This is a genomic window from Francisella marina (genome assembly GCF_008369785.1).
GTDB classification, from domain to species: Bacteria; Pseudomonadota; Gammaproteobacteria; order Francisellales; family Francisellaceae; genus Francisella; species Francisella salimarina.
Genome location: NZ_CP043552.1, coordinates 1,732,160 through 1,755,588 on the forward strand (window position 1 = coordinate 1,732,160; position 23,429 = coordinate 1,755,588).

Genomic DNA, 23,429 nt, shown 5'->3' on the forward strand with positions numbered 1-23,429 from the left:
TATGGATAAGTCTGAAAAAAATAGTATAAGCTACTTTGATGCTCATATTAGAGATAGAGGCCCTAAAGCCAAAGTCTCTGATAAGTGGGAACTTTATCTCCGAGAATATGATAGAGTTTTACAACCATATTGTAATAAAAAAGTTAATATTTTTGAGATAGGTGTTCAAAATGGAGGATCTCTAGAGGTCTTAGCTAAACACTTTCCATTAGCAGATAAAATTATAGGCTGTGATATTGATGAGAGATGTGCTTCATTAAAGTATAGCGATAACAGAGTTTCTATAATAATAGGGGATGCGAGTAGTATAGAGGTTACAAATAAGGTATCTCAACTTGTAGATAGTTTAAATATTATCATTGATGACGGTTCTCATAAATCAGGAGATATCGTAAAGAGCTTTACACATTTTTTTCCTTTACTTAATGAAGGTGGTATATATATTGTTGAAGATTTACACTGTAGCTATTGGGAGGAGTTTGAGGGAGGTATATATCATCCATTTTCCTCAATGTCTTTTTTTAAAGCCCTCACTGACTACATAAATAGGGAGCATTTTGGAATTAAATCAAACCCTAAAATGGTTTTAGATGAAATCTTTGATCATTATGACTGCAATATGAAAGAGTTTGATCTTGCTGGGATACACTCAATTGAATTTATAAACTCTATGTGTGTAATTAGCAAAAAAAGTCAACGTGAAAATATTTTAGGTCGAGAAATTGTTTCCGGTAATTCAGAACTAATTGTGCCGGGAAGGTTGGCTAAAAACAATAGCGAATCGACTCCTTTAAATCAAGAAGCTAATATATGGAATATATCCTACAATCAACAAATAATAAATTTAAAAAATCATATTGTGGAAAAAGACTCTCAATTAGCTCATAAAGACAACCTTATGATAAGTGAGAGTGCTAAACTTAATAGTACAATAGCAGAAAAAAATCAGCAGATAACAGAAAAAGACAAGCTGATAGCAGAAAAAGATTTTCAATTAACTCATAAAGATAGTGTCATAATAAATGAGAGCATTAAATTTAGTAATACCATAATAGAAAAAGATAAGCAGATAACAGAAAAAGACAAGCTAATAGCAGAAAAAGACAAGCTAATAGCAGAAAAAGATAAGCTAATAGCAGAAAAAAATAGGCAGATAACAGAAAAAAATAAATTACTATCTAATGTTTATAAATCATTTTCATGGAGAATTACAAAAGTTTTTAGACTAATTCCAAGAGGAGTAAGAGTATTAAGGAGAGGAGTAGGAAAAATTAAGGCATTAAAGTCTGTTGATTTTAAGTTTTTAGTTTCACAGCTTATTTATCGTATTAAAGCTATTATTTACTCACCAATTAGAAGATTAAGTAATGCTAGGTCCTTAAACTTTACAAAAAGAGCAAAAAATAAAGATGTAAAAGTAGCTGTAGTTTATCTCGCTAGAGGAAATACTCCGAAGGAATTGGACGCTATAAATAAATTTATAGCATCATATGAAAAATACTCTTCAGGATTGAATCATAGTTTATATATAATTTTTAAAGGGTTTGAAAATGAATCCGCTATCAATAATATAAAGCATAAAATAGCTTTTAAGTATAAAGCGTTTCATTTTGACGATGATGGTTATGATATCGGTTCATACATGAGAATTACAGATCTTCTAAAAGAAGACTTATTGCTATTTTTAAATACTTATTCACGAATATGTGCAAAAAACTGGGTTTATAAAATGGCTAAGCCTCTTCTTTATAAAAATAATGTAGGGATAGTAGGAGCAACATCGTCTTTTGAAAGCTTAGCATCCATATCAGAAGAGCATTTCCCTAAAGCCCCTAATGCTCATATTAGGTCGAATGGGTTTGCGATAGGTCGAGCTAATTTCAAAAGAATTATAGAGGATATTAATATTTCCAATAAAATAGATGCATTATGTTTTGAGAGTGGTTATAACTCAATGACAAATAAATTAAAAGCTCTTGGAAAAAAAGCTGTGATTGTCGATAAATATGGGAATTATTTTTTTGAGAGTCAATGGCACTTATCTGGAGTTTTTCGCAATATTTTTGTAAAAAATTATTTGATCTGTGATAACCGACATGATGAATTTAGCTTATATGGTTTTAGTAAAAAAGTATCAATGGCATTTTGTGCATGGGGAAAAATAAGGTAAATAGGAGCTGAAATAGGATAATTTATGAGTTTTTTAAAAAAAAAATGTGTAACAGCTAAGCTTGTCATTTTTAAAAGTGCATACAGAATATATTGTAAGTATTTTCGTTCAATAAAAGCTTTTAAAAGTATTGCTAAGTTAATGGTAAAACTTAGAATATTTTCATCAGAAACAATTAAAAATATTGCTGAACAGAAAGATATAAGTATTAAAGATACTGAAATTACTTCAAAAGAGCCAAAATCTCAAATAAGTCCTCAAGAATTACAAGAAGACAATGTTGTAAATAATGGGTTTCACTTAAGCCCTCCTCTTAACATAGAGATAGATGACTCACTATCAATAAAATCTACCATAAATATAATTTTGCCAAGCTTGAGACTTGAACACATGTCTGGCGGACCAAATACAGCCTTGATTTTTGCTGCGATGCTCTCTGAAAAGCGAGAAAGAATAAGGCTTATAGCATCTGATGCCGATTTTGATACAAGTGAATCTGAAAAAACTTTAGACCATATTGAAAAGCTTGTTAATAGAAAAATAGATAGAAGTTTCTTTGAATTAGTTAACGGATTTGATCGACAAGTTCCAATATACATAGGAATGAACGATATCTTTTTTGCAACTGCACGGTGGACAGCTCAGATGGCAAGTTATGCTATAAAAAAAACTGTACATGAAAAATTTATATATCTTATACAAGATTTTGAGCCTGTTCTTCATAATGCTTCAACACTTCAGGCAAGGGCAAATGAGACGTATAATTTTTCTCATATCCCAGTAGTTAATACACAATTGTTACTTGATTATTTCATAGCTAATCAAATTGGAAAATTTGCTGATCCTAAATTTTGCAACTCTGCATTGTCATTTGAGCCCGCTCTTGATAAATCTTACTTTTATCCAGAAAAAAATTTAGAGAAAGCTTCTAAACGGAAACAACTGTTGTTCTACGCTCGGCCAACTTCTGCACATCGAAATCTTTTTGAAATGGGTTTAGAGGCTTTAATAAACGTTGTATCTTCTGGGTTACTCGATAAAGATCAATGGGACATTTGGGCTGTGGGTGAAAAGATAAATTCTACATATTTAGGTAGAGGAGTGTATCTACATCCCTTACCTTGGATGGAATATTCAGAGTATGCAAAAAAAGTGAGGACAGCAGATTTATTCCTATCTCTAATGCTATCTCCTCATCCCAGCTACCCTCCACTAGAGATGGCGGCTTCTGGTAACTTTGCAATCACAAATAGTTACTCTGTAAAAACCGAAAGCTATTTAAACGAATACTCTCCAAACCTTATTGTTGCAAAACCTGAGACTGAGAGTGTCACAAATGCTTTGGCATTAGCGATTAGTAAAATTAATGCTAATCTTCTACCTCCTGATATAAGTGGTAAAATAAATCTTCCTCTTAACTGGGATCAGAGTTTGTATAATGTAATAGATACGCTTAGTGAATATATATGTGAGTTACGGAATAGTCCAAAGAAAGAAATTTACTATGATGGTTATCCTATATACCCTACTAGTGCTTATGAGTTATATCGTAAAAAATGTAGAGCAATTCGTAGGGAGAAAAATATTTATCGTCAACAAAAAGGTTTAATAACATTTATAACTTCTACTTATAATACCCATCCTAACTTTTTACTAGAACTAAATAATAGTATTTTTGTACAAGATGGAGGAGTAAATTTTGATTGGTTAATACTTGATAATGGTTCTACCGATACCGAAACTATTTCTACACTAAAAAGCATATCTTCTCAGAATCATGTAAAATTAATTCGAGTAGAAGAAAATCTTGGTATTATAGGGGGGATGAGCTACTTATTAAATAATGCTCAAGGTCGTTATATTATTCCTTTGGATTCTGATGATATTCTAGAACCTGACTGTGTTAATACTTTAACACGCTATATACTTGAAAATGATTATCCAGCATTATTATATACTGATGAAGATAAGCTTAAAATGGGCTCTTTCGTAGATTATTATTTTAAACCAGACTGGGACCCCGTTTTATTTTCGAATTCGTGTTATATAGCTCACCTTTGTGTTATAAATAGAGAGCTAGCTTTAGAGTTAAATTGCTATTCTGATAAAAACTCGGAAGGCTGTCATGATTGGGATACATTTACTAGATTTATGAATGCAAACTGTACACCTGTACATATCTCTGAGGTTTTGTATAGTTGGCGTATGCATGAAAATTCCACATCAGGAAATGTTTATTCAAAGAACTATCTTGAAAAATCGCATTTTAATGTTTTAAACAAGATTATAGATCATAAGAAGCTATCACACTTAAGTGTAACTCATAGCACATTATTTAAACATAATATTGATTGGAAGTTTGTTAATAATACCAATAATAAAAATATAAAGTGTGATCATTTAAATGTAAATAGCAATTTTGAGTTAATTACACTTGCTGAACATATTAAATTGTCAAATAGTAAATTTTTACATATCTTATGGGATGATGTAATCCCTGATAATAATGACTGGATTTCTGAAGCATCTGTAATTAAAGATTTGTTTCCTGATACTGTTATGATTGGAGGAACTATTCATTGCGATAATAAGGTTCTTGGTGGACCAATGGTATTTGGATTTGAGGCAGCAGTAGCTTGTCCAGACAAAGGTAGATTAATAGATGACCCTGGGTATATGGCTCAAATGTTTAAATCCAGGTCTGTTTCATGTGTCTCTGGTGCACACTGTATATTAGACATTGATTTTTTAAAAAAGATCATGCCCATTCTTATTAGGCATAATGTCACTATTGAAATGCTAAGTATATGGGTGGGTGGATTAGCTATTGAATATAAAAAGAGGATAGTTTTTTCACCTTTTATGAAAGCAGAATCAGGCTTTATTCCTGAAGAAAATACTTTACAACAAGATATTAGTTATTTTATTTCACGTTTTTGGAAAAACTTCCCGGATAATCGTTATTACTCTCAGCATTTAGGATTACGGTTTGAAACTGCATATACTCCTGTAAGCAGAGAAAGTAATCAGAAAGTATTGGACGAGTTGAAAAACCAAAAACTTATTTATCGTGAATGGTTAAAATTGAGACTCAAAGACCGTCATGCAGAGTATTCTTCATATAAATCTAATATAAGTATTGACATCGTTACTACAATATATGCTAATACAAATCTAGAATTATTTATAGAACTTGCTAATTCTATTTCTTCGCAATCTTTCTATAATTATAAATGGATAATTGTTGCTCATGGAGACGTTTCAAAAGAGCTATTAGAATATATAAAAAATCTAGAATTAGCTATTGTTCTTGTTATTGAATCAAAGCCATTAGAAATTATCGAGGCTATGAATATAGCATTAAATAACTGTTCAAATGATTATTTTATTCCTATTGATTCAGATGATTTAATTACTAGTGATGCCTTAGCCGTTATTACTTTTTTTATTAAAAAATATAATTATCCCGACTTGGTTTATTCAGATGAGGATTTAATTGATGATAATGGAGTCAAGTTTCCTTATTTAAGAGGAGATTTTGATAGTGTACTTAATGGAGAATCCTCTTATATTTGGCATCTATGTGCAATAAATCGAAAAACTGCTATTGATCTTGGAATATACTTAGATATAGATGCAACATGGTGTCATGATTGGAATACAATTACAAAATTTATGTATGCTAATAAACGAATAGAGCATATACCTGAAATTTTATATCATTGGAGACAACATGATGACTCTACAACGAATAATTCCGAAGGGAGCTCTCACTCACTGAATTCAGTTAAATTTATTTTAGATAGAAGAATTAAGCAATGTGATAATCCAAAACTCTTTTATGTTGCAGAGTGGCCTATATTTAGAGGATCCAAAGAGCTATATATAGCCAGAAAATCTAATCATTTACCTAAATTTATATTGGCCCAAGAACTTAATAAGTCCGATTTGGAAAGTGATAGTCAGTCAATTATAATTTCTATCGCAAATGGTGTCACAATAGATGATAAGACTAAACTTGAAGTCGTAAGGCTATTTGAACTTTATCCTCAGCTTGGTGCTGTAGGAGGTATTGTTAAGAATAGTAAGAATTATATTGTTGATAGCTGTCATACAATTAGTAGAGATGGATTTATAGAGTCTCCTTGGGAAGGTCATCTAGAAGGTTATCTAGGAGATTACTCTCTGGCTAATAAACCTCAGACTGTTTTTTCAACAGGAAAAACCTTGTCTTTTTATAGATCTTCTACACTATTGGAATTAAGTAATAGAAATTCAATTAATTTTTCTGATTTGTTATCAGAACATGATTTTATTTCTGTGGCACTTAATCTTACAGATTGGAAGATTGCCTTTTCTCCTCTAATAGTAGGAAAAGCTAATTGCGAGTATTATCATTTAAAAAAGGAATATCCACATAGGCTTAACAATATAAAAATTAATAATATTATGTCTCGATACAACTATTTAAAAGAATTTAAATAAAGGAAAATATTTATGAAAGCTGTAATACTTGCTGGTGGACTAGGAACCAGAATATCTGAAGAAACTCACCTTGTTCCAAAACCAATGATCGAGATTGGTGGTAAACCTATACTTTGGCATATAATGAAAATCTATTCGGCACACGGCATAAATGATTTTATTATATGCTGCGGGTATAAAGGATATGTAATAAAGGAGTATTTTGCTAACTATTTTCTGCATACTTCAGATGTAACCTTTGATATTCAAAATAATAAAATGATGGTTCACAATAAGAGAGGAGAACCACGGAAAGTAACGCTTGTTGATACTGGCGAAACTACACTAACTGGAGGTAGAATTAAGCGTATCGATGACTACTTAGATGAAGATGAAGTATTTTGTTTAACTTATGGTGATGGATTATCAAATATAGATATTTCTAATGCTATTAAATTTCATTATAACCATGGTAAATTAGCAACTCTTACTGCGGTTACTCCACCAGGTAGGTATGGAGCTATAAAAAATGATGGTAATAAAGTTACGGACTTTTATGAAAAGCCTCGTGGAGATGGTAACTATATTAATGGTGGTTTTTTTATTCTATCTAAGAAGTGTCTTGACTATATTGATGGCGATGAAACCACGTGGGAGGATCAGCCATTAAGAAGATTAGCAAATGATGGCCAATTAATGTCTTATTTTCATAATGATTTTTGGCAGGCTATGGATACTCTTCGAGAAAAAAATATTCTTGAAGATTTGTGGAAAACTCGTAAAGCCCCATGGAAAGTTTGGTAATGAATAATTTATTCTGGAAAAATAAAAAAGTTTTTTTAACTGGACATACTGGTTTTAAAGGAAGCTGGCTATCATTATGGTTAACACAAATGGGAGCTAAAGTGTATGGCTATTCACTAGACCCATATACAACACCGAATCTATTTGATATATTGCAATTAAAAAGTCGTATACAAAATAGTCAGATAGCTGACCTAAGGGATATAGTAAGTCTAAAAAAATCATTAAAAGCAGCTAGTCCCGATATTGTTATACATATGGCAGCACAACCTCTAGTTCGATACTCTTATGTTAATCCCCTAGAAACTTATGAAACTAATGTAATGGGAACAATTAATCTTTTTGAAGCTATCCGTGAGTCTAAATCTGTAAGAGCAGTTATAAATGTGACTACTGATAAATGCTATGAGAATAAAGAATGGATTTGGCCATATCGCGAGAATGAGGCAATGGGAGGTTTTGATCCTTACTCTAATAGTAAAGCATGTTCTGAATTAATTACCTCAAGTTATCGAAGATCTTTTTTTAATAATCAAGGCATATTATTAGCTAGTGCCAGAGCAGGAAATGTTATAGGTGGTGGAGATTGGTCAAAAGAACGGCTAATACCTGATTTTTTAAATGCTCTTGATAGCAAAGAAACATTATTAATACGCTCTCCCAATGCTATACGTCCATGGCAACATGTATTAGAGCCCTTGAATGGCTATTTAAAATTAGCTGAGAAGCTCTATCTAGGAGAAAATGAGTTTGCTGAAGGTTGGAATTTTGGGCCAAATGAAAATGATTCGAAGCCTGTAATGTTTATAGTAGAGCATTTATGTGCTCGAGCAGGTGGTGCGAGCTGGGACTTAGACAAAAAACAACAGCCACACGAAGCCAATATACTTAAGTTAGATACTTCCAAAGCAAGGCAAAAGCTTCAGTGGCACCCAAGATGGGACTTGGAATATACGTTGGATAAAATACTTGAGTGGCATGATGAATGGAAAAATGATAGTGATATGTACAACGTTTGTTTAAAACAAATAAGTGATTATGAGACATCGGTATGAAAAATAAATTTGAGATAATCAACACTAGCATTTCAGACCTCTATGTATTGCAGCGTAATCTTGTAGAAGATGATAGAGGCTATTTAGAACGTTTGTATTGTGATGATTATTTTAAAAAACTTACCTCTGAAAAGGGAATCAGACAAATAAATCATACATTAACGAAGAAGAAGCATAGTGTTAGAGGGATGCATTTTCAACACCCTCCTTTTGGAGAAACTAAAGTTATCTCATGTCTTAAAGGTATAGTATATGATGTGGCTATTGATTTGCGCTTTGGCTCTCCTAGCTTTTTAAAATGGCATGGAGAACTACTTAGTGCAGAGAATCATAGGTCATTAATTATTCCAGAAGGTTTTGCTCATGGTTTTCAAACCTTAACAGATGACTGTGAATTGATTTATTTACATACTGAAATATATAACTCTAATTCTGAAGGGGCTCTTCATCCGCTAGATCCAAAATTGGCTATTAAATGGCCGCATGAGATTTCTCTTTTATCTACTAGAGATTCAAACCACCCTTTTATAAAAAATAATTTTAAAGGAATAAAAATATGAAATGTAGATTTTGTAATAACGAACTTAAGTTAACTTTTGCAGATTTGGGTAGCGCTCCCCCATCAAATTCATACTTAAATACTAAAATAATGGATGCATCAGAAAAGTGGTTTCCTCTAAAGGTATTGGTATGTGAAAATTGTAAGCTTGTACAGACACAAGATTTTGCAAAGCCTGAAGAGTTTTTCAATGCCGACTATGCTTATTTTAGTAGCTTTTCAAGCAACTGGTTAAAACATGCTGAGAAGTATGTAAATGATATGATTGATCGTTTTGATTTAAATGAAAATAGTCATGTGATTGAAGTTGCTGCTAATGATGGGTACTTATTACAGTTTGTAAAGAAAGCAAATATAAATTGTACAGGAATTGAGCCTACATCTAGTACTGCTTCAGAAGCTCGTAAAAAAGGTATTGATATCATTGAAAACTTTTTTACAAAGAAACTAGCAGAATCTTTAGCTGAAGAAAATAAACAAGCAGATTTGATAGTGGCAAATAATGTCTTAGCTCATGTACCAGATATTAATGACTTTGTTTCTGGCTTTACTAAGTTACTAAAACCCAATGGTGTCGCAACTTTTGAATTTCCTCATTTAATGAATCTTATTGATGAAAATCAGTTTGACACAATTTATCATGAGCATTTTTCTTACCTTTCATTAACTGTTGCAAAAAACATTTTTGAAGCTAATGGTTTAAATATATTCGATGTTGAAAAAATTTCAACACACGGAGGTAGTTTACGTGTATTTGTTCAGCGCTATGATGCTGGGTTATATAAAACTACGAATAATGTATTAAATATGCTTGAAGTGGAGCTGAAGCACGGGGTTAAAAATCTCAATAGTTATACTAAATTTCAAAAAAGAGTAGATGATCTTAAAAATAATTTTTTACTATTCTTGATAGAAGCTGAAAAAAATAATAAATTAGTTTGTGGATATGGTGCTGCAGCAAAAGGTAACACTTTACTTAATTATGCAGGAGTTAGGCCTGATCTTATTCCATTTATTGCCGATCTTAATCATTTTAAACAAAACAAATTTGCTCCGGGTAGCAGGATTCCTATAGTCCACCCTGAACGCTTAAAAGCATTGAAACCAGATTATATTGTGATATTTCCATGGAATATAAAGGAAGAAATTATTGCTCAGTTATCATATGTGAGAGAATGGGGATGTAAGTTTGTTACCGCAATACCAGAGCTTAAAATATTTTAAAATTAATAATATTTTACAGATAGGTTTAAGACTTTAATGAAAAAAATACTTTTAACAGGAGCTAATGGCTTTATAGGGCAAGCTTGCCTAGATCAGTTGATCGATATGGATGTTGAAGTTCATGCTATATCAAGGAATTATAAAAAAAGTTATAGGAATATTATTTGGCATCAGGTGGATATTTTTGATCAACATGCCATGAATTATCTAATCTCTAAAATTCGTCCTAGCCATTTATTACATTTAGCATGGTATACAGAACCGGGGAAGTACTGGACTTCTAATAATAATTTCAAATGGGTCAGTGCTAGTACAACAATGCTTCAATCATTCTACGAATTCGGTGGTGAGCGTGTTGTTATGGCTGGAAGCTGTGCTGAATATAGCTGGGAGTATGGCTTATGTACAGAGTATTTAACACCTTTGGTTCCTAATACAGTTTACGGTGTATGTAAAAACTCCTTGCAGTCAATGCTGACTTCTTTTAGTGAACAGAATGCATTAAGTAGCGCATGGGGAAGAGTTTTTTTTCTTTTTGGTCCTAAAGAACATCCTTCAAGATTATTTTCATCTGTAATAAAAGCTTTACTAAGTAGGAAAGATATTCCTTGCTCTTCTGGTAATCAAATCCGTGATTTTATGCATGTTAATGACGTTGCTTCAGCCTTTATAGCTTTACTTGATTCAAATCTTCAAGGTTCAATAAATATTGCTTCTGGCCAAGGTATAATGATCAAAAATGTTTTAGCTAGGATTACTAGTCTTCTTAACACCCCTCCTGAGCTTATTAAATTAGGAGCTTTACCTAGTAATCCAAATGACCCTAAATTACTACTTGCAAATACTAAGAGACTAAATGATGAGTTAGGTTGGCAGCCATCAATGAGTTTTGATGAGGCGCTACTAGACACAATAGATTGGTGGAAACGCTAATCTGGCAATTTGCTGTCATAAAAAAGGGGGAAAGGGTTGGGTTACCAAAAATAACAAATGCATTATTTAGCAAAAACTCTTCATCATCTCCAGAACTAATATGATGATAATGATTATTGTAACGTAATCTCCAATGTTTGCTAATATATTGAAGATCAACATCCATCAAAAATAAATATTCTGCCTGTATTAGTAAATTTATTTTCATATTTTTTAAAATTTATTATCCATAATTTTTATTAATTATGCTAAGATCACAACTGGGTATACTTGAGAGTATGCTTAGTTTCAAATTAATTTTATGAAAAACTTGAGAGGAGTTTTTATGTCGAAATTTGTCTATGCCTTTAGCGAAGGTAATAAGTCTATGCGTGATTTGTTAGGTGGTAAAGGAGCTAATCTTAGTGAGATGCTTAATAGTGGATTGCCTGTACCAGATGGCTTTACAGTAACTACAGAAGCATGCCTAAAATACTATGATGACCGTCAAAAACTGAATGATCAGGTTAAAGAACAAATTTTTGCAAATGTTGCAGATTTAGAAAAAAGAACAGGCAAAACTTTTGGTGGAGGAAGTAATCCACTACTTGTATCCGTGCGCTCTGGTGCTAGAGTTTCTATGCCAGGTATGATGGACACAGTTCTAAACCTTGGTCTAAATGATGAAGTTGCAAGAGCTATGGTAGCAAAGACAAATAACGAGCAGTTTGTTTATGACAGCTACAGAAGATTCATAATGATGTTTGCAGATGTTGTTATGGACTGTGAGAAAAAACCTTTCGATAAAATACTTGATGATAAAAAAGAAAAGAGAAATGTCAAAAATGATTGCGATCTAAGTGCTCAAGACTATAAAGATATTGTTGCAGAATATAAGAAAGTCTACAAAGATCTAGTTGGCAAAGAATTTCCTACAGATCCTGTTGAACAACTTCTAGCAGCTGTAGAGGCTGTATTTAGATCATGGAATGCTGAAAGAGCAATCATATATAGAGAAATCAATAATATCTCGAATAACTGGGGTACGGCTGTTAACGTCCAAGAAATGGTCTATGGTAACTCTGGAAATAACTCTGGTACAGGTGTTGCTTTTACAAGAAACCCTTCCACTGGTGAGAATGAACTTTTTGGTGAGTATTTGATCAATGCTCAAGGTGAAGATGTAGTTGCAGGTACCAGAACTCCTGCACATATTTCAACTTTGAAAGACAAAATGCCAGAAGTGTTTAATGACTTTGTAAAAATTGCTAAAAATTTAGAAAATGTCTACAAAGATATGCAAGATATGGAGTTTACTATCGAAGATGGTAAGCTTTTCATGCTGCAAACAAGAAATGGTAAAAGAACTGCAAAAGCAGCTTTGAAAATAGCTGTTGATATGGCTAAAGAAGGCCTAATCACAAACGAAGAGGCTGTGATGATGGTTGAACCTCACTTGCTAGAGCAACTACTACATCCTAAATTTGATGAAAAAGCTCTTGCTTCTAAGCGCCCTCTTGGTTCTGCATTAGGTGCTTCACCGGGTGCTGCAAGTGGTAGAATATATTTTGATGTTGAATCTTTGCTAGCAGCTAAAGCTCGTGGTGAGGAAAAAACTATCCTAGTTAGAATTGAAACTTCTCCTGAAGATATAGCAGGTATGAATGCTTGTAATGGTATCTTAACTCTACGTGGTGGTATGACATCTCACGCTGCTGTAGTAGCTCGTGGAATGGGTAAATGTTGCGTATCTGGATTAGAAGCAGCTAGAATCGATGAAGATAAAAAAACTATTACTTTTGAGAGAGGTCAAGTTTTCTCTGAGGGTGATTATTTATCTCTTGACGGTACAAAAGGTACTGTATACAGAGGTATTATCAAAACTGTTGATCCTGAAGTTACTCAAGACTTTGAAGAGTTTATGAAATTTGTTGACAATGTTCGTAAGCTTCGTGTTAGATGTAATGCTGATACATTCAAAGATGCCTCTGTTGCTAGAGCGTATGGTGCTGAAGGTATCGGACTATGCCGTACAGAACACATGTTTTTTGAAGAAGATCGCATATCTTATGTTAGACAAATGATCTTAGCTAAAGATAAAAAAGAAAGACAAAAGGCTTTGGATAAGTTGCTTCCAGTACAGCAACAAGACTTTGAAGAGCTTTTTGAGGCTATGGATAATCTAGCTGTAACTATCAGATTTATAGATCCTCCTCTACATGAATTTTTACCTCATGAAGTTGATGAGATTGATGATCTAGCCCGCGAATTTAATATTAGCTACAGTGAGTTAGAAGCTCGTATAGAAGCTTTAAATGAAATGAATCCTATGATGGGTCATAGAGGCTGTAGACTCGCTGTGACATATCCAGAAATCATCGAGATGCAAACTAAAGCTATCATCTATGCGGCAATTTCAAGCAAACGTATGGGAATTGAAGTTAAACCTGAGCTTATGATTCCATTAGTTAGTACTCTTGGAGAGTTCAAATTACTAAGCGGTATAGTTAGAGAAGTTGCTAACACAATTCTTAAACGTGAAAAAATAGATATCGACTATAAAGTTGGTGTAATGCTAGAAACTCCTCGTGGAGCTATTGGTGCAGGTCTGCTTGCTGAAGCTGGCAGTGAGTTCTTCTCATTCGGTACAAATGACTTAACTCAGATGACTTTTGGCTTTAGCAGAGACGATGCTAATAAATTCATTAAAGACTACCTTGAAAAGGGTATTTTAAGCTTCGATCCATTTGCTAGACTAGATCCTAAAGGTGTAGGTAAACTGATGGAAATAGCTAAAGAAGGTGTCAAAGCTGTTAACCCAAATGCTAAAATGGGTATATGTGGCGAGCATGGTGGTGAGCCATACTCTGTTGGTTTCTGTCATGATTTGGATCTTGACTATGTATCTTGCTCTCCTTTTAGAGTTCCTATAGCAAGATTATCAGCTGCTCAAGCAAAAATTTATGCTGATCGCAGATAATTAACTATCTTTTAAATTCTTCCCTTTCAAAAAATTTCACTAGTTAAGCTAAATCAAGGTTTACTCTAAAATATTATATGGCTACAATAACTATATTGAGTTTTATATAGTGGTATTTTAAATAAAATATCCTTTAATCAAAAGCTAAGGGAAAATGCATAAAAAAGTAGATTCATGTATGCAGATACGAAGACAAAAAGGGAGTAATTTCTCTATAGTCGAAGCAGTTGGTAGTGGTAAAACAGCCACTGCTATGTTTTCTCAAAAAATCAAATCTCAAAGTAACTCTTCTCAAGCACTCCTCTCCCTCAGCACAAAACTCCTCTGTCTATAATTTTAGACATTGTTGCATAAAAATATATTTTAAATAATTACAAAATATCGAGGGTCAATATGATAGATAAAATTTGGAAAAATGGCGAGATAATCTCCTATGAAAAGGCAAAAGTTGGTATAGATACTCACTCTTTGCATTACGGGTCATCTGTATTTGAAGGTATAAGAGCCTATGATACTCCTAATGGTGTAGGTGTTTTAAAACTAAAAGAGCATATGCAAAGATTTATGTACTCGATGAGTGTCCTAGGCATGACGTGTAAATATACCCTTGATGAACTATGCCAAGCTGTATTAGATACTATCAGAGCTAGTGGCAAAAAATCTTGCTATATAAGACCTTTAGCATATTTTGCTGAAGGAGGAGTTAGTGTATTACCTGCGAAAGATCACCCTGTTGATATCACTATCTATTGCATAGATATGGGTAAATATATGGCTGCTGATAAAGTAGACATCAAAGTTAGTAAATATATAAGAATTCACCCTCGCTCTACTGTCTGTGATGCTAAGATTGGTGGGCACTATGTCAACAGTATACTAGCTTCTAGAGAGACTCTTGGTACGCATTACCATGAATCTCTGCTTCTAGATGCTGATGGCAATGTGGCTGAAGGTGCTGCAATGAATGTCTTTTTTGTCAAAGATAATGAAGTTATAACAACTCCATTAGGAACTATACTAGATGGGATAACTCGTAAGCTTATAATCCAAATTGCTAAAGATTTGGGCTATAAAGTTACAGAACGATTGTTTAAAGTTGATGAGCTAATAAATGCAGATGAGGCTTTCTTCTGTGGAACTGCTGCTGAAATCACTCCTATGGCAAGTATAGATGATAATAAGTTAAAAAGTAATGACCACACAATAACCAATCAAATAAAAGAAGTCTTTGAAAAACTTAAAAAAGGCGAAGCTTATAAAGATGCTTTAACTTATGTATAGGAGCCAGTGAAATGGATAAAAAGAAAATTTATATTTTTGATACAACTCTTAGAGATGGACAACAGTCTCCTGGAGCTGGGATGTCTTTTGAAGATAATATTGCGTATGCAGATCTTGCAGATAAGCTAAATATCGATGTCCTAGAAGCAGGCTTCCCTTCAGCAAGTAATACAGATTTTGAAATAGTAAATACTATCTCAAAAAGAATGGCTGAGAAAAACTCTAATATGGTTATTGCTGGACTATGTCAGTTAAGAAAAAACCAAGTAGAGATCACAATGGATGCATTACGTCCATCATTAGCAATAGGTAAAGCTAGAGTTCATATGTATTTGCCTGTAGATCCAAATCTAGCTCAAGCTAGTCTTGGTAGCAAAAATGATAACGAGCAGAATATCAAAAATGTTTATGAGTTAATTAAGCTAGCTAGTGATCAAGGCTTTGAAGTCGAGTTTAGCGCAGAAGGATATTCAAGACTAGGTGATACTTTTGACTATGTTACTGATGTTTTTAGGGCTGCAGTATCTGCTGGTGTTACAGTTATCAACTGTCCTGACACTATTGGTGGAGCTTGTGAGCGTGAAAATGATAACTACTTTGTCAAAAATATGACTAAACATGCTGAAATCATCAAAAAAGAATTCCCTGATAAAAATATAATCTGGTCAGCACATTGTCATAATGATTTGGGATTAGCATTAGAGAACTCTATGAACGCTGTATTTGATGGTCCTGCAACACAAGTAGAGGGCTGTATCAATGGTGTTGGTGAAAGAGCTGGTAACGCATCATTAGAACAATGTGTGATGTTTATAAACCTTTTTGGCAAACAAAAAGATTGTCATTATTATAATGATATTAATATTGCTAATTTTAAAACTATTTCAGATTTTATTGGCAAGAGAATGTTATCAAGACAACCTCACCACCCTATCACAGGTCTAAACTCAGCACGACACACTTCTGGTGGACATACAAATGCTATATTGAATAATCCTCTAGCATATCAGCCATTCCACCCAGAATCTGTCGGTAATGAAATTAGCTTTATTTTTGGTCCATTATCAGGTGGTAACCATGCTAAGAAAATTATCGAAGAAAATGGTTATATTTGTGATGATAAAGAAAAAGCAGCTATAGCTCAGCAAATAAAAGATATTTATCATGAGCGTAGAAAAGGTATCACAGATGAAGAGCTAATACAGGCTTATAAACAGATTAAATCTCCTATTAATGTATCAGCTATAGACTACGGTAAATCTAATGGTGAAACCTATGTTGAGCTTAAAGGAAAATTCTTTGGAAATATAGACTATAAAATTACTGATAATGGCGATAACTCAGCTCTTTCAGCACTATTAAAAGGTATACAGGAGCATATACCAGAGATAAATATTTCAGATTACTTCTCTAGGTCATTAAAAGATGCTGGGATTAATTCCAAATCTGAAACCACCATTATAATCAAAACTGGTGAAAATAGTCCGGTCGTTGAAGGGATTGCTGTAGATCAAGATATTGAGATATCCTCACTTAAAGCATTAATAACAGCGACTAATAAGCTATATATAGAAACAAACTATAGGAAATAAAATGGCAAAAAATATTATTGATAAAATCTGGGATGCTCACGTTGTAAAACATATACCTGACTTTCCTGATATTTTATATATAGATAGAATGCTAATGCATGAAGTAACATCTGCTCAAGCTTTTGATAAAATTAGAGAGTTAAATATACCTATCAATAATCCGAAATCGATTATTGCGACTGTAGATCATAGTATATCAACATCACCAATCAATAGATTAGAGATGAAAGATAAAACTGCTCAAGCTCAAGTTGAGAAATTACGAAGCAATGTTAAAGAATTTGGTATTGATTTTTATGATTTTGAAAGCCAACACCAAGGGATTGTCCATGTCATAGGTCCAGAGCTTGGCTTTACATTACCAGGTATAACTCTTGTATGTGGTGACTCTCATACTTCAACTCATGGTGCATTTGGAGCTTTAGCATTTGGTGTTGGAACATCTGAAGTTGGACATGTACTTGCTACTAACTGTATTTTGCAATATAGACCAAAGACAATGAGAGTAGAGTTTGTTGGTAAGCCGTCAAAGTCAGCTACTGCTAAAGATATTATCATGAAGCTAATCGCTAATATTGGTATTGGTGGTGCTGGTGGTTATGTCATCGAGTATGTTGGCCAAGCAATCAAAGATATGACTATGGAAGAGCGTATGACGTTATGTAATATGTCGATAGAATGTGGTGCAAGAGCGGGTTTGGTTTCTCCTGATGAGAAAACTTTTAGTTATCTAAAAGGTAAAAAATATGCGCCTCAAGGTAAGGATTTTGACAAATCTGTAGAATATTGGAATAGCTTTATCAGTGATGAAAACGCTCACTATGACAAAACTATCAAAGTCGATATTGAAGGACTTGAGCCAATGGTTACATGGGGAATAAACCCTCAACATGCTATCAGTATCTCAGCTAAGATTCCAAGCTTGAAGGATATACCTACTCATCAACACAAACTGGCTCAACAAGCTTATGACTATACTAAATTTAATGCCGATGAAGATATCTTTGGTAAAGAAATACAGTGGGCATTTGTTGGTAGCTGTACTAATGGTCGTATAGAAGATATGCGCGCTGTGGCTAATGTTTTAAAAGGCAAACAGGTTGCTAAAAATGTAACTATGTATATAGTTCCTGGGTCAGAGCAAGTACGAAATATTGCAATAGCAGAAGGTTTAGATAAGATCTTTGCGGATGCTGGTGCTGAATTTAGAATGCCTGGTTGCTCAATGTGTTTAGCAATGAATGATGATAAGGTTCCAGAAGGTCAAAGATGTATTAGTACCTCAAATAGAAACTTTATAGGCCGTCAAGGTAAAGGAAGTATAACTCATCTTGCTTCACCACAAACAGTTGCTGCTAGTGCTGTTATGGGTAAGATTTGTAGTGTTGATAAATTAGATAAGGAGCTATAAGAATGCAAGCTTTTAAAAAACTAACATCTAGCGCAATTCCTTTATGGCTAAGTGATATTGATACAGATATGATTATTCCTGCAAACTTTCTAACTCAAACAACAAAAGATGGTTATGGTAAAAGTTTATTTCATAACTTAAAGGAAAAAGATAGCGGTTTTGTTTTTAATAACCCTGACTACTCTAATTCTGAAATATTGATTGCTGGAGATAATTTTGGCTGTGGTTCATCAAGAGAGCATGCTGTTTGGGCATTAACTCAAGCGGGTATCAAAGTTATAATTGCACCATCATTTTCTGACATATTTTTCAATAATGCTGCAAAAAATGGCTTATTGTTAATCTCATTAGACAAAGATATTGTCAAAGAATTATGTGATAAGGCTGAAGATCCAAAATTTAGTATAACTATTGACTTACAAGAGCAAACGGTTAGTGCAGATGGTGATACTTATAATTTTGATTATGACCCTTTCCGTAAAGATTGCCTGATTAGAGGACTTGATGACATGACTTATCTTATTGAACATCTAGATATAATCAAACAATTTGAACAATCACAAAGAGGCTAAAATGGAAAAAAATATTGCTATATTAGCAGGTGATGGAATCGGACCTGAAGTAATGGAATCAGCAATCAAAGTTCTTGATTCTATTGCTAAAAAATATAATCATAAATTTAACTATATAGAAGCTCTTGTTGGTGGTGCTGCTTATGATAAATATAAAAGCCACTGTCCAGAAGAAACATTAGAGATATGTAAAAACTCTGATGCAATACTTTTTGGCTCTGTTGGCGGACCTGTTGAAGCTCAAAATGAAGAAAAATGGCAAGGCTGTGAGGCTAATAGTATCCTAGCTCTTAGAAAACACTTTGGTTTTAATATAAACATCCGTCCTAGCCAGATTTTTCCAGCACTCAAAGAAGCTTGTCCACTAAAGGATAGTCGTATTGCAAATGGTGCAGATATTGAAATCTTTAGAGAATTATCTAGAGATATCTACTTTGGTGAGCATAGAACTTTTACAGATGAATGTGGTGTAAGATGTGCAACTGATATTGCTGAGTATGATGAACATACGATTAGAAATATTGTCGTACAAGCATTTGAAAGAGCCACTCAACGCTCAAATAGACTTACATCTGTAGATAAGGCTAATGTCTTAGATACATCAAGGCTATGGAGAAATATTGTCAATGAAGTGGCTAAAAATTATCCAAATGTAAATGTTAATCATATGTATGTTGATAATTGTGCAATGCAAATGGTACTTAATCCTAGTCAATTTGATGTAATGGTTACTGGTAACCTTTTTGGTGATATTATTTCTGATTTAGCATCTGTATTACCTGGTTCTATTGGCTTAGTACCATCAATAAGTTTAAATAAAGATGGTTTTGGGTTATATGAGCCTTCTGGTGGTTCTGCTTATGATATCAAAGGTCAGGGCAAAGCAAACCCAATTGCGCAGATATTATCTGCTTCATTAATGCTTTCTTATTCATTTGGCTTAGTAACAGAGGCAGAAGCCATTGCAAGTGCTATCAATAAGACTCTTGAAGATGGCTTTAGAACTTCAGATATATACACTCAAGGAACTAAACTAGCCTCAACAATAGAGTTTACCGATGAGATTATAAATAGACTATAAAACTCTTTTATCCTAAAGAAATGTTATTCTTCTTGGCTATACTAGTAGCTAGTCTAGCTACCAAAGCATATACGATACCTAAAATGATAGTTATTACACCTAGCCATAAAAAGTAATTTTGATAGATATTTAAACTCATAATAGGATCAATCTTACCTTCTGGCATAGCTACAAGCTGACCTAGTTTACCAGATAATGCGCCGCCAAAAGCTAATGCAAGCATAAAAAAGCCCATGCCTAGCGTAACTATCTCTTTTCTAAAATAAATCGCTATCAAAGAAAAACCTAAAGCAGCAACCAACAATTCTGCTAATGCTCCAAAGAAGAAGTAGATAATCATCCAATTACCATCAATAAAGCCATTTTTCTGCGTTAACATAATGACTAAGTATAATGTTAATGGGGCTAACCCAGCTATCACTGTACCTATAGAGTATTTATAAGGGATTGATAAGTGACTTACACTCTTCTTATACAGTATTGCCAAAATAGGACTTAGAACCACTAACCAAAAAGAGTCTAGTGCTGCATAAGTTGCTGGAGAAACATTAAACCCAATCAAATTAAGATTTACATTATGGTCAGCAAACAAAACTAATGTAGAAAACATTTGGTTATAAATAATAAAATAGATAACTGCTTCAATTACTAAAATCACACCGATTATCTGTAGTATTTTTTCTTTTTTACTCGAAGTATTTTTTGCATCATTCAGCATGTACAAAAAAGTTAATAAACAGACAACTATTATTAAATACAGAGATATATCTGTCATCTGAAATAAAGCATAACAAATAGCTATTTGTAATAAACATACCAATGAGACTAGAGCTTTAGTTTTATTGGTTATTTTTTTATTCTCTGGTTCAATATCTTTTAATAATCTTGCACGCCAAGCATAATTTGATAGTGCTAAAATCATACCAATAACACAAATTATAAAAGCATATGAATAACTAGTATATTTTGCAATAATAGGAGTAAATGCTATTGCTAAAAAACTCCCTATATTTACACCCATATAATAAAGTGTAAATGCTGAATGTGACTGTGCAGGATTGTCATTAAAAATCTTTGAAATTAATGCTGTTGGAGCAGGCTTAAATAAACCATTACCAACAATAATTAATGATAACGCCAAGCTAATATGCTTAAGATCATTAGACATTGCTAATACAACATAACCTAATAACAGTAGAATTGCACCAGTAACCAAAGCATTTTTTATGCCGATAACTTTATCAGATATATATCCACCTATGGTTGGCGTAATATAAATTAATGAAGCAAATATCCCAAAAATTAGATACCCTTGTGACTCACTAATATGACTAGCTGTTATAAAAAGCATAAATAAAGCTTGGAAGCTATAAAAAGCATATCTCTCCCATAACTCTATAAACCACAATACCGAAAACTGCCTTACCTTTATATCTTTTATCAAAATCAATTCTCTTTACTAAATTTATAACAATATAATCTATAACACATTGTGCAAAATAGTAAGCCTAATTTTGTTTTAATGATTATAAATTGACTATAGATATTTAGTCACTTAAACTTTTCTTATATACTTCTTTATTGTTTTGAAAATGCTTATAACAAAACTCGATGAAAATTCTTTTAGCCTAAATGTCAAAACTAACTGTGTAATATCTTTTGACTATAATACCAATCAGCATGGGCAATTTAAGCTCTATCACAATGATACAGTTGTAGAATGTCATCCAATCCAAACAACCACATTAAAAACTAAGTATTATCATATTGAGTGGTTACTAGAAGCTAGTAAGAAATATATCCTAAAAATTGTTTGTGATACTCAAAATATAAGTATAGAGAACGGTTGGCTGTATGATGATTCTTTGCTTGAGCAGGGAGGTATCTGCTTTAGCCTAAAACATGGTAAATGGCAGTCATGTCATTCTCATGATAATTCAAATATAAGAAATACTGAACGTCTACAATATCACTTCACTGCAAAAGAAGCTTGGTTAAATGATCCAAATGGCCTAGTTTACTTCAATGGTAAATATCATATGTTTTACCAACATTATCCTTATGGTAAGCATACACCAATGCTACACTGGGGACATGCAGTATCTGAAGATATGGTACATTGGCAACATCTACCTATTGCTATTTACCCACAAAACGATCTTGATGATAGATATATTGGTGGTGCTTTCTCAGGAAGTGCTACAGTTATCAATAATGAGCTTTTTCTGACTTATACAGAGCACTTTGAGGATTTAGACAACACTCCAAATGTCTTTATAGAAAAACAAAATCTCATCAAAAGCAAAGATGCTATTCACTTCTCAAAACCCAAAACAGTAATAAATCATAAGCCAGATTTTTGTTCTTATGATTTTAGAGATACTAAAGTGTGGTTTGATGAAAAATTTGACTGTTACTACCTAATTATTGGCACCTATGCAAAAGGATATCCAAGCGTTGTACTGTATAGATCTGATGATGCTGAGAGCTGGGTTTATCATAGTATCTTATTTCAAGAGAGAGCTCTCTCAGGTAGAACATTAGAGTGTCCAGATCTATTTTACCTTGATGGTAAATATGTTCTTATTTTGTCAATATTTGAAACTAAAGATAAAAAAGATTTTAATTATCAATCGTATTACTATATTGGTGATTTTGATGGCAAACATTTTATACCCAAGACTCCTCTTAGATATATAGACTCAGCGAAGGAATTTTATGCTCCACAAACTTTCGAAGCTAATGGTAATAGATATACCATAGGCTGGATGAACTGTTGGGAAGATTTTAAAAATCGAGCAAAAGAAGATTCTGCAGGTGCTATGAGCTTAATGAGACAGCTTAGAATAAACAAAGATAAACTTTTATCTTATCCTATAGATAATTATAAAAACCTTAGAAATAAAACTATAGAAATCAGAAACTTCAATCAAGATATTACTCTGCCTTCAAATCTAATAGAACTAAATTTAGATTTTAGCTCTAAAGAGCAATGGCAACTAAATCTTTTAAAAACTGATCAAAATTATGTCTTTAATATTAGCTATCAAAATAATCAATTAACTGTAAAAAACAACTTCTCGGAGATTATGACAGAAGCTTCTGTAGTAGATATATCATCTCAAAATGTAAGTGTAGATATTTTCTTAGATACAACTAGTATAGAGCTTTTTGTTAATAAAGGTGAAGAGTCTATTACGATGCGATTTGACCCTTCTAATATAATAGAAAATACATTACAGATAAGTGTAGCTAATAAAAATGATATAACTGTCAAGCTACATGAGCTTAGTTCAATATGGGAATAAAAAAACAGAGAGTATA

At 32.9% G+C, this 23,429-nt stretch carries 15 protein-coding genes; 14 read left to right on the forward strand and 1 reads right to left on the reverse strand.

Annotated features, from left to right (window positions below; translation table 11 throughout):
- Position 1: 1 nt before the first annotated feature.
- The 13 genes from F0R75_RS08620 to leuB all read left to right on the forward strand — a co-directional run bounded on the left by F0R75_RS08620 (position 2) and on the right by leuB (position 20,105).
- Positions 2 to 2,170, forward strand: coding sequence for a class I SAM-dependent methyltransferase (locus tag F0R75_RS08620; protein WP_149369017.1), 2,169 nt, complete (start codon positions 2 to 4; stop codon positions 2,168 to 2,170).
- 24 nt (positions 2,171 to 2,194) lie between these two features.
- On the forward strand, positions 2,195 to 6,655 hold the full coding sequence (locus tag F0R75_RS08625) for a rhamnosyltransferase WsaF family glycosyltransferase (RefSeq protein WP_149377282.1): 4,461 nt from the start codon (positions 2,195 to 2,197) through the stop codon (positions 6,653 to 6,655).
- 12 nt (positions 6,656 to 6,667) lie between these two features.
- Positions 6,668 to 7,438: a glucose-1-phosphate cytidylyltransferase gene (gene rfbF, locus F0R75_RS08630; RefSeq protein ID WP_149377283.1), complete on the forward strand. Its 771-nt coding sequence runs from the start codon at positions 6,668 to 6,670 to the stop codon at positions 7,436 to 7,438.
- Positions 7,438 to 8,493 carry a CDP-glucose 4,6-dehydratase gene (gene rfbG, locus F0R75_RS08635; RefSeq protein WP_149369014.1) on the forward strand — a complete coding sequence of 352 codons (1,056 nt, stop codon included), beginning with the start codon at positions 7,438 to 7,440 and terminating at the stop codon, positions 8,491 to 8,493. Before rfbF ends, rfbG begins: the two co-directional genes overlap by 1 nt.
- A complete protein-coding gene (locus tag F0R75_RS08640; protein ID WP_149369013.1) occupies positions 8,490 to 9,053 on the forward strand; it encodes a dTDP-4-dehydrorhamnose 3,5-epimerase family protein in 564 nt (187 codons plus the stop codon). Before rfbG ends, F0R75_RS08640 begins: the two co-directional genes overlap by 4 nt.
- Positions 9,050 to 10,276 carry a class I SAM-dependent methyltransferase gene (locus tag F0R75_RS08645; RefSeq protein ID WP_149369012.1) on the forward strand — a complete coding sequence of 409 codons (1,227 nt, stop codon included), beginning with the start codon at positions 9,050 to 9,052 and terminating at the stop codon, positions 10,274 to 10,276. The genes F0R75_RS08640 and F0R75_RS08645 overlap by 4 nt, the downstream gene beginning before the upstream one ends.
- A 36-nt stretch (positions 10,277 to 10,312) precedes the next feature.
- Positions 10,313 to 11,209, forward strand: coding sequence for an NAD-dependent epimerase/dehydratase family protein (locus F0R75_RS08650; RefSeq protein WP_149369011.1), 897 nt, complete (start codon positions 10,313 to 10,315; stop codon positions 11,207 to 11,209).
- Positions 11,210 to 11,534: 325 nt separating this feature from the next.
- Positions 11,535 to 14,168 (forward strand): pyruvate, phosphate dikinase, encoded by a 2,634-nt coding sequence (ppdK, locus tag F0R75_RS08655; protein WP_013921843.1) that lies wholly within the window; start codon positions 11,535 to 11,537, stop codon positions 14,166 to 14,168.
- Between the two features lie 393 nt (positions 14,169 to 14,561).
- Entirely contained in the window at positions 14,562 to 15,449 is an 888-nt protein-coding gene (locus F0R75_RS08660; RefSeq protein ID WP_149369010.1) for a branched-chain amino acid transaminase, read from the forward strand.
- Positions 15,450 to 15,460: 11 nt separating this feature from the next.
- Positions 15,461 to 17,041, forward strand: coding sequence for a homocitrate synthase/isopropylmalate synthase family protein (locus F0R75_RS08665; protein ID WP_149369009.1), 1,581 nt, complete (start codon positions 15,461 to 15,463; stop codon positions 17,039 to 17,041).
- A gap of 1 nt (position 17,042) precedes the next feature.
- Positions 17,043 to 18,452 (forward strand): 3-isopropylmalate dehydratase large subunit, encoded by a 1,410-nt coding sequence (gene leuC / locus F0R75_RS08670; protein ID WP_149369008.1) that lies wholly within the window; start codon positions 17,043 to 17,045, stop codon positions 18,450 to 18,452.
- Between the two features lie 2 nt (positions 18,453 to 18,454).
- Positions 18,455 to 19,024, forward strand: coding sequence for a 3-isopropylmalate dehydratase small subunit (gene leuD / locus F0R75_RS08675; protein ID WP_146421586.1), 570 nt, complete (start codon positions 18,455 to 18,457; stop codon positions 19,022 to 19,024).
- Between the two features lies 1 nt (position 19,025).
- The gene (leuB, locus tag F0R75_RS08680; RefSeq protein ID WP_146421585.1) at positions 19,026 to 20,105 is read left to right on the forward strand and encodes a 3-isopropylmalate dehydrogenase; all 1,080 of its coding nucleotides are present in this window, start codon (positions 19,026 to 19,028) and stop codon (positions 20,103 to 20,105) included.
- Positions 20,106 to 20,112: 7 nt separating this feature from the next.
- Here leuB and F0R75_RS08685 read toward each other — a convergent pair whose 3' ends face one another.
- Positions 20,113 to 21,549 carry a peptide MFS transporter gene (locus F0R75_RS08685; RefSeq protein ID WP_187985988.1) on the reverse strand — a complete coding sequence of 479 codons (1,437 nt, stop codon included), beginning with the start codon at positions 21,547 to 21,549 and terminating at the stop codon, positions 20,113 to 20,115.
- A gap of 148 nt (positions 21,550 to 21,697) precedes the next feature.
- On the opposite strand from F0R75_RS08685, the gene F0R75_RS08690 reads away from it, so the two are divergent.
- Entirely contained in the window at positions 21,698 to 23,413 is a 1,716-nt protein-coding gene (locus F0R75_RS08690; protein ID WP_187985987.1) for a glycoside hydrolase family 32 protein, read from the forward strand.
- Positions 23,414 to 23,429: the final 16 nt, after the last annotated feature.

Coding starts and splice junctions, on each gene's coding strand:
- F0R75_RS08620 (WP_149369017.1), top strand. CDS start 2: ATGGATAAGTCTGAAAAAAATAGTATAAGCTACTTTGATGCTCATATT.
- F0R75_RS08625 (WP_149377282.1), top strand. CDS start 2,195: ATGAGTTTTTTAAAAAAAAAATGTGTAACAGCTAAGCTTGTCATTTTT.
- rfbF (WP_149377283.1), top strand. CDS start 6,668: ATGAAAGCTGTAATACTTGCTGGTGGACTAGGAACCAGAATATCTGAA.
- rfbG (WP_149369014.1), top strand. CDS start 7,438: ATGAATAATTTATTCTGGAAAAATAAAAAAGTTTTTTTAACTGGACAT.
- F0R75_RS08640 (WP_149369013.1), top strand. CDS start 8,490: ATGAAAAATAAATTTGAGATAATCAACACTAGCATTTCAGACCTCTAT.
- F0R75_RS08645 (WP_149369012.1), top strand. CDS start 9,050: ATGAAATGTAGATTTTGTAATAACGAACTTAAGTTAACTTTTGCAGAT.
- F0R75_RS08650 (WP_149369011.1), top strand. CDS start 10,313: ATGAAAAAAATACTTTTAACAGGAGCTAATGGCTTTATAGGGCAAGCT.
- ppdK (WP_013921843.1), top strand. CDS start 11,535: ATGTCGAAATTTGTCTATGCCTTTAGCGAAGGTAATAAGTCTATGCGT.
- F0R75_RS08660 (WP_149369010.1), top strand. CDS start 14,562: ATGATAGATAAAATTTGGAAAAATGGCGAGATAATCTCCTATGAAAAG.
- F0R75_RS08665 (WP_149369009.1), top strand. CDS start 15,461: ATGGATAAAAAGAAAATTTATATTTTTGATACAACTCTTAGAGATGGA.
- leuC (WP_149369008.1), top strand. CDS start 17,043: ATGGCAAAAAATATTATTGATAAAATCTGGGATGCTCACGTTGTAAAA.
- leuD (WP_146421586.1), top strand. CDS start 18,455: ATGCAAGCTTTTAAAAAACTAACATCTAGCGCAATTCCTTTATGGCTA.
- leuB (WP_146421585.1), top strand. CDS start 19,026: ATGGAAAAAAATATTGCTATATTAGCAGGTGATGGAATCGGACCTGAA.
- F0R75_RS08690 (WP_187985987.1), top strand. CDS start 21,698: ATGCTTATAACAAAACTCGATGAAAATTCTTTTAGCCTAAATGTCAAA.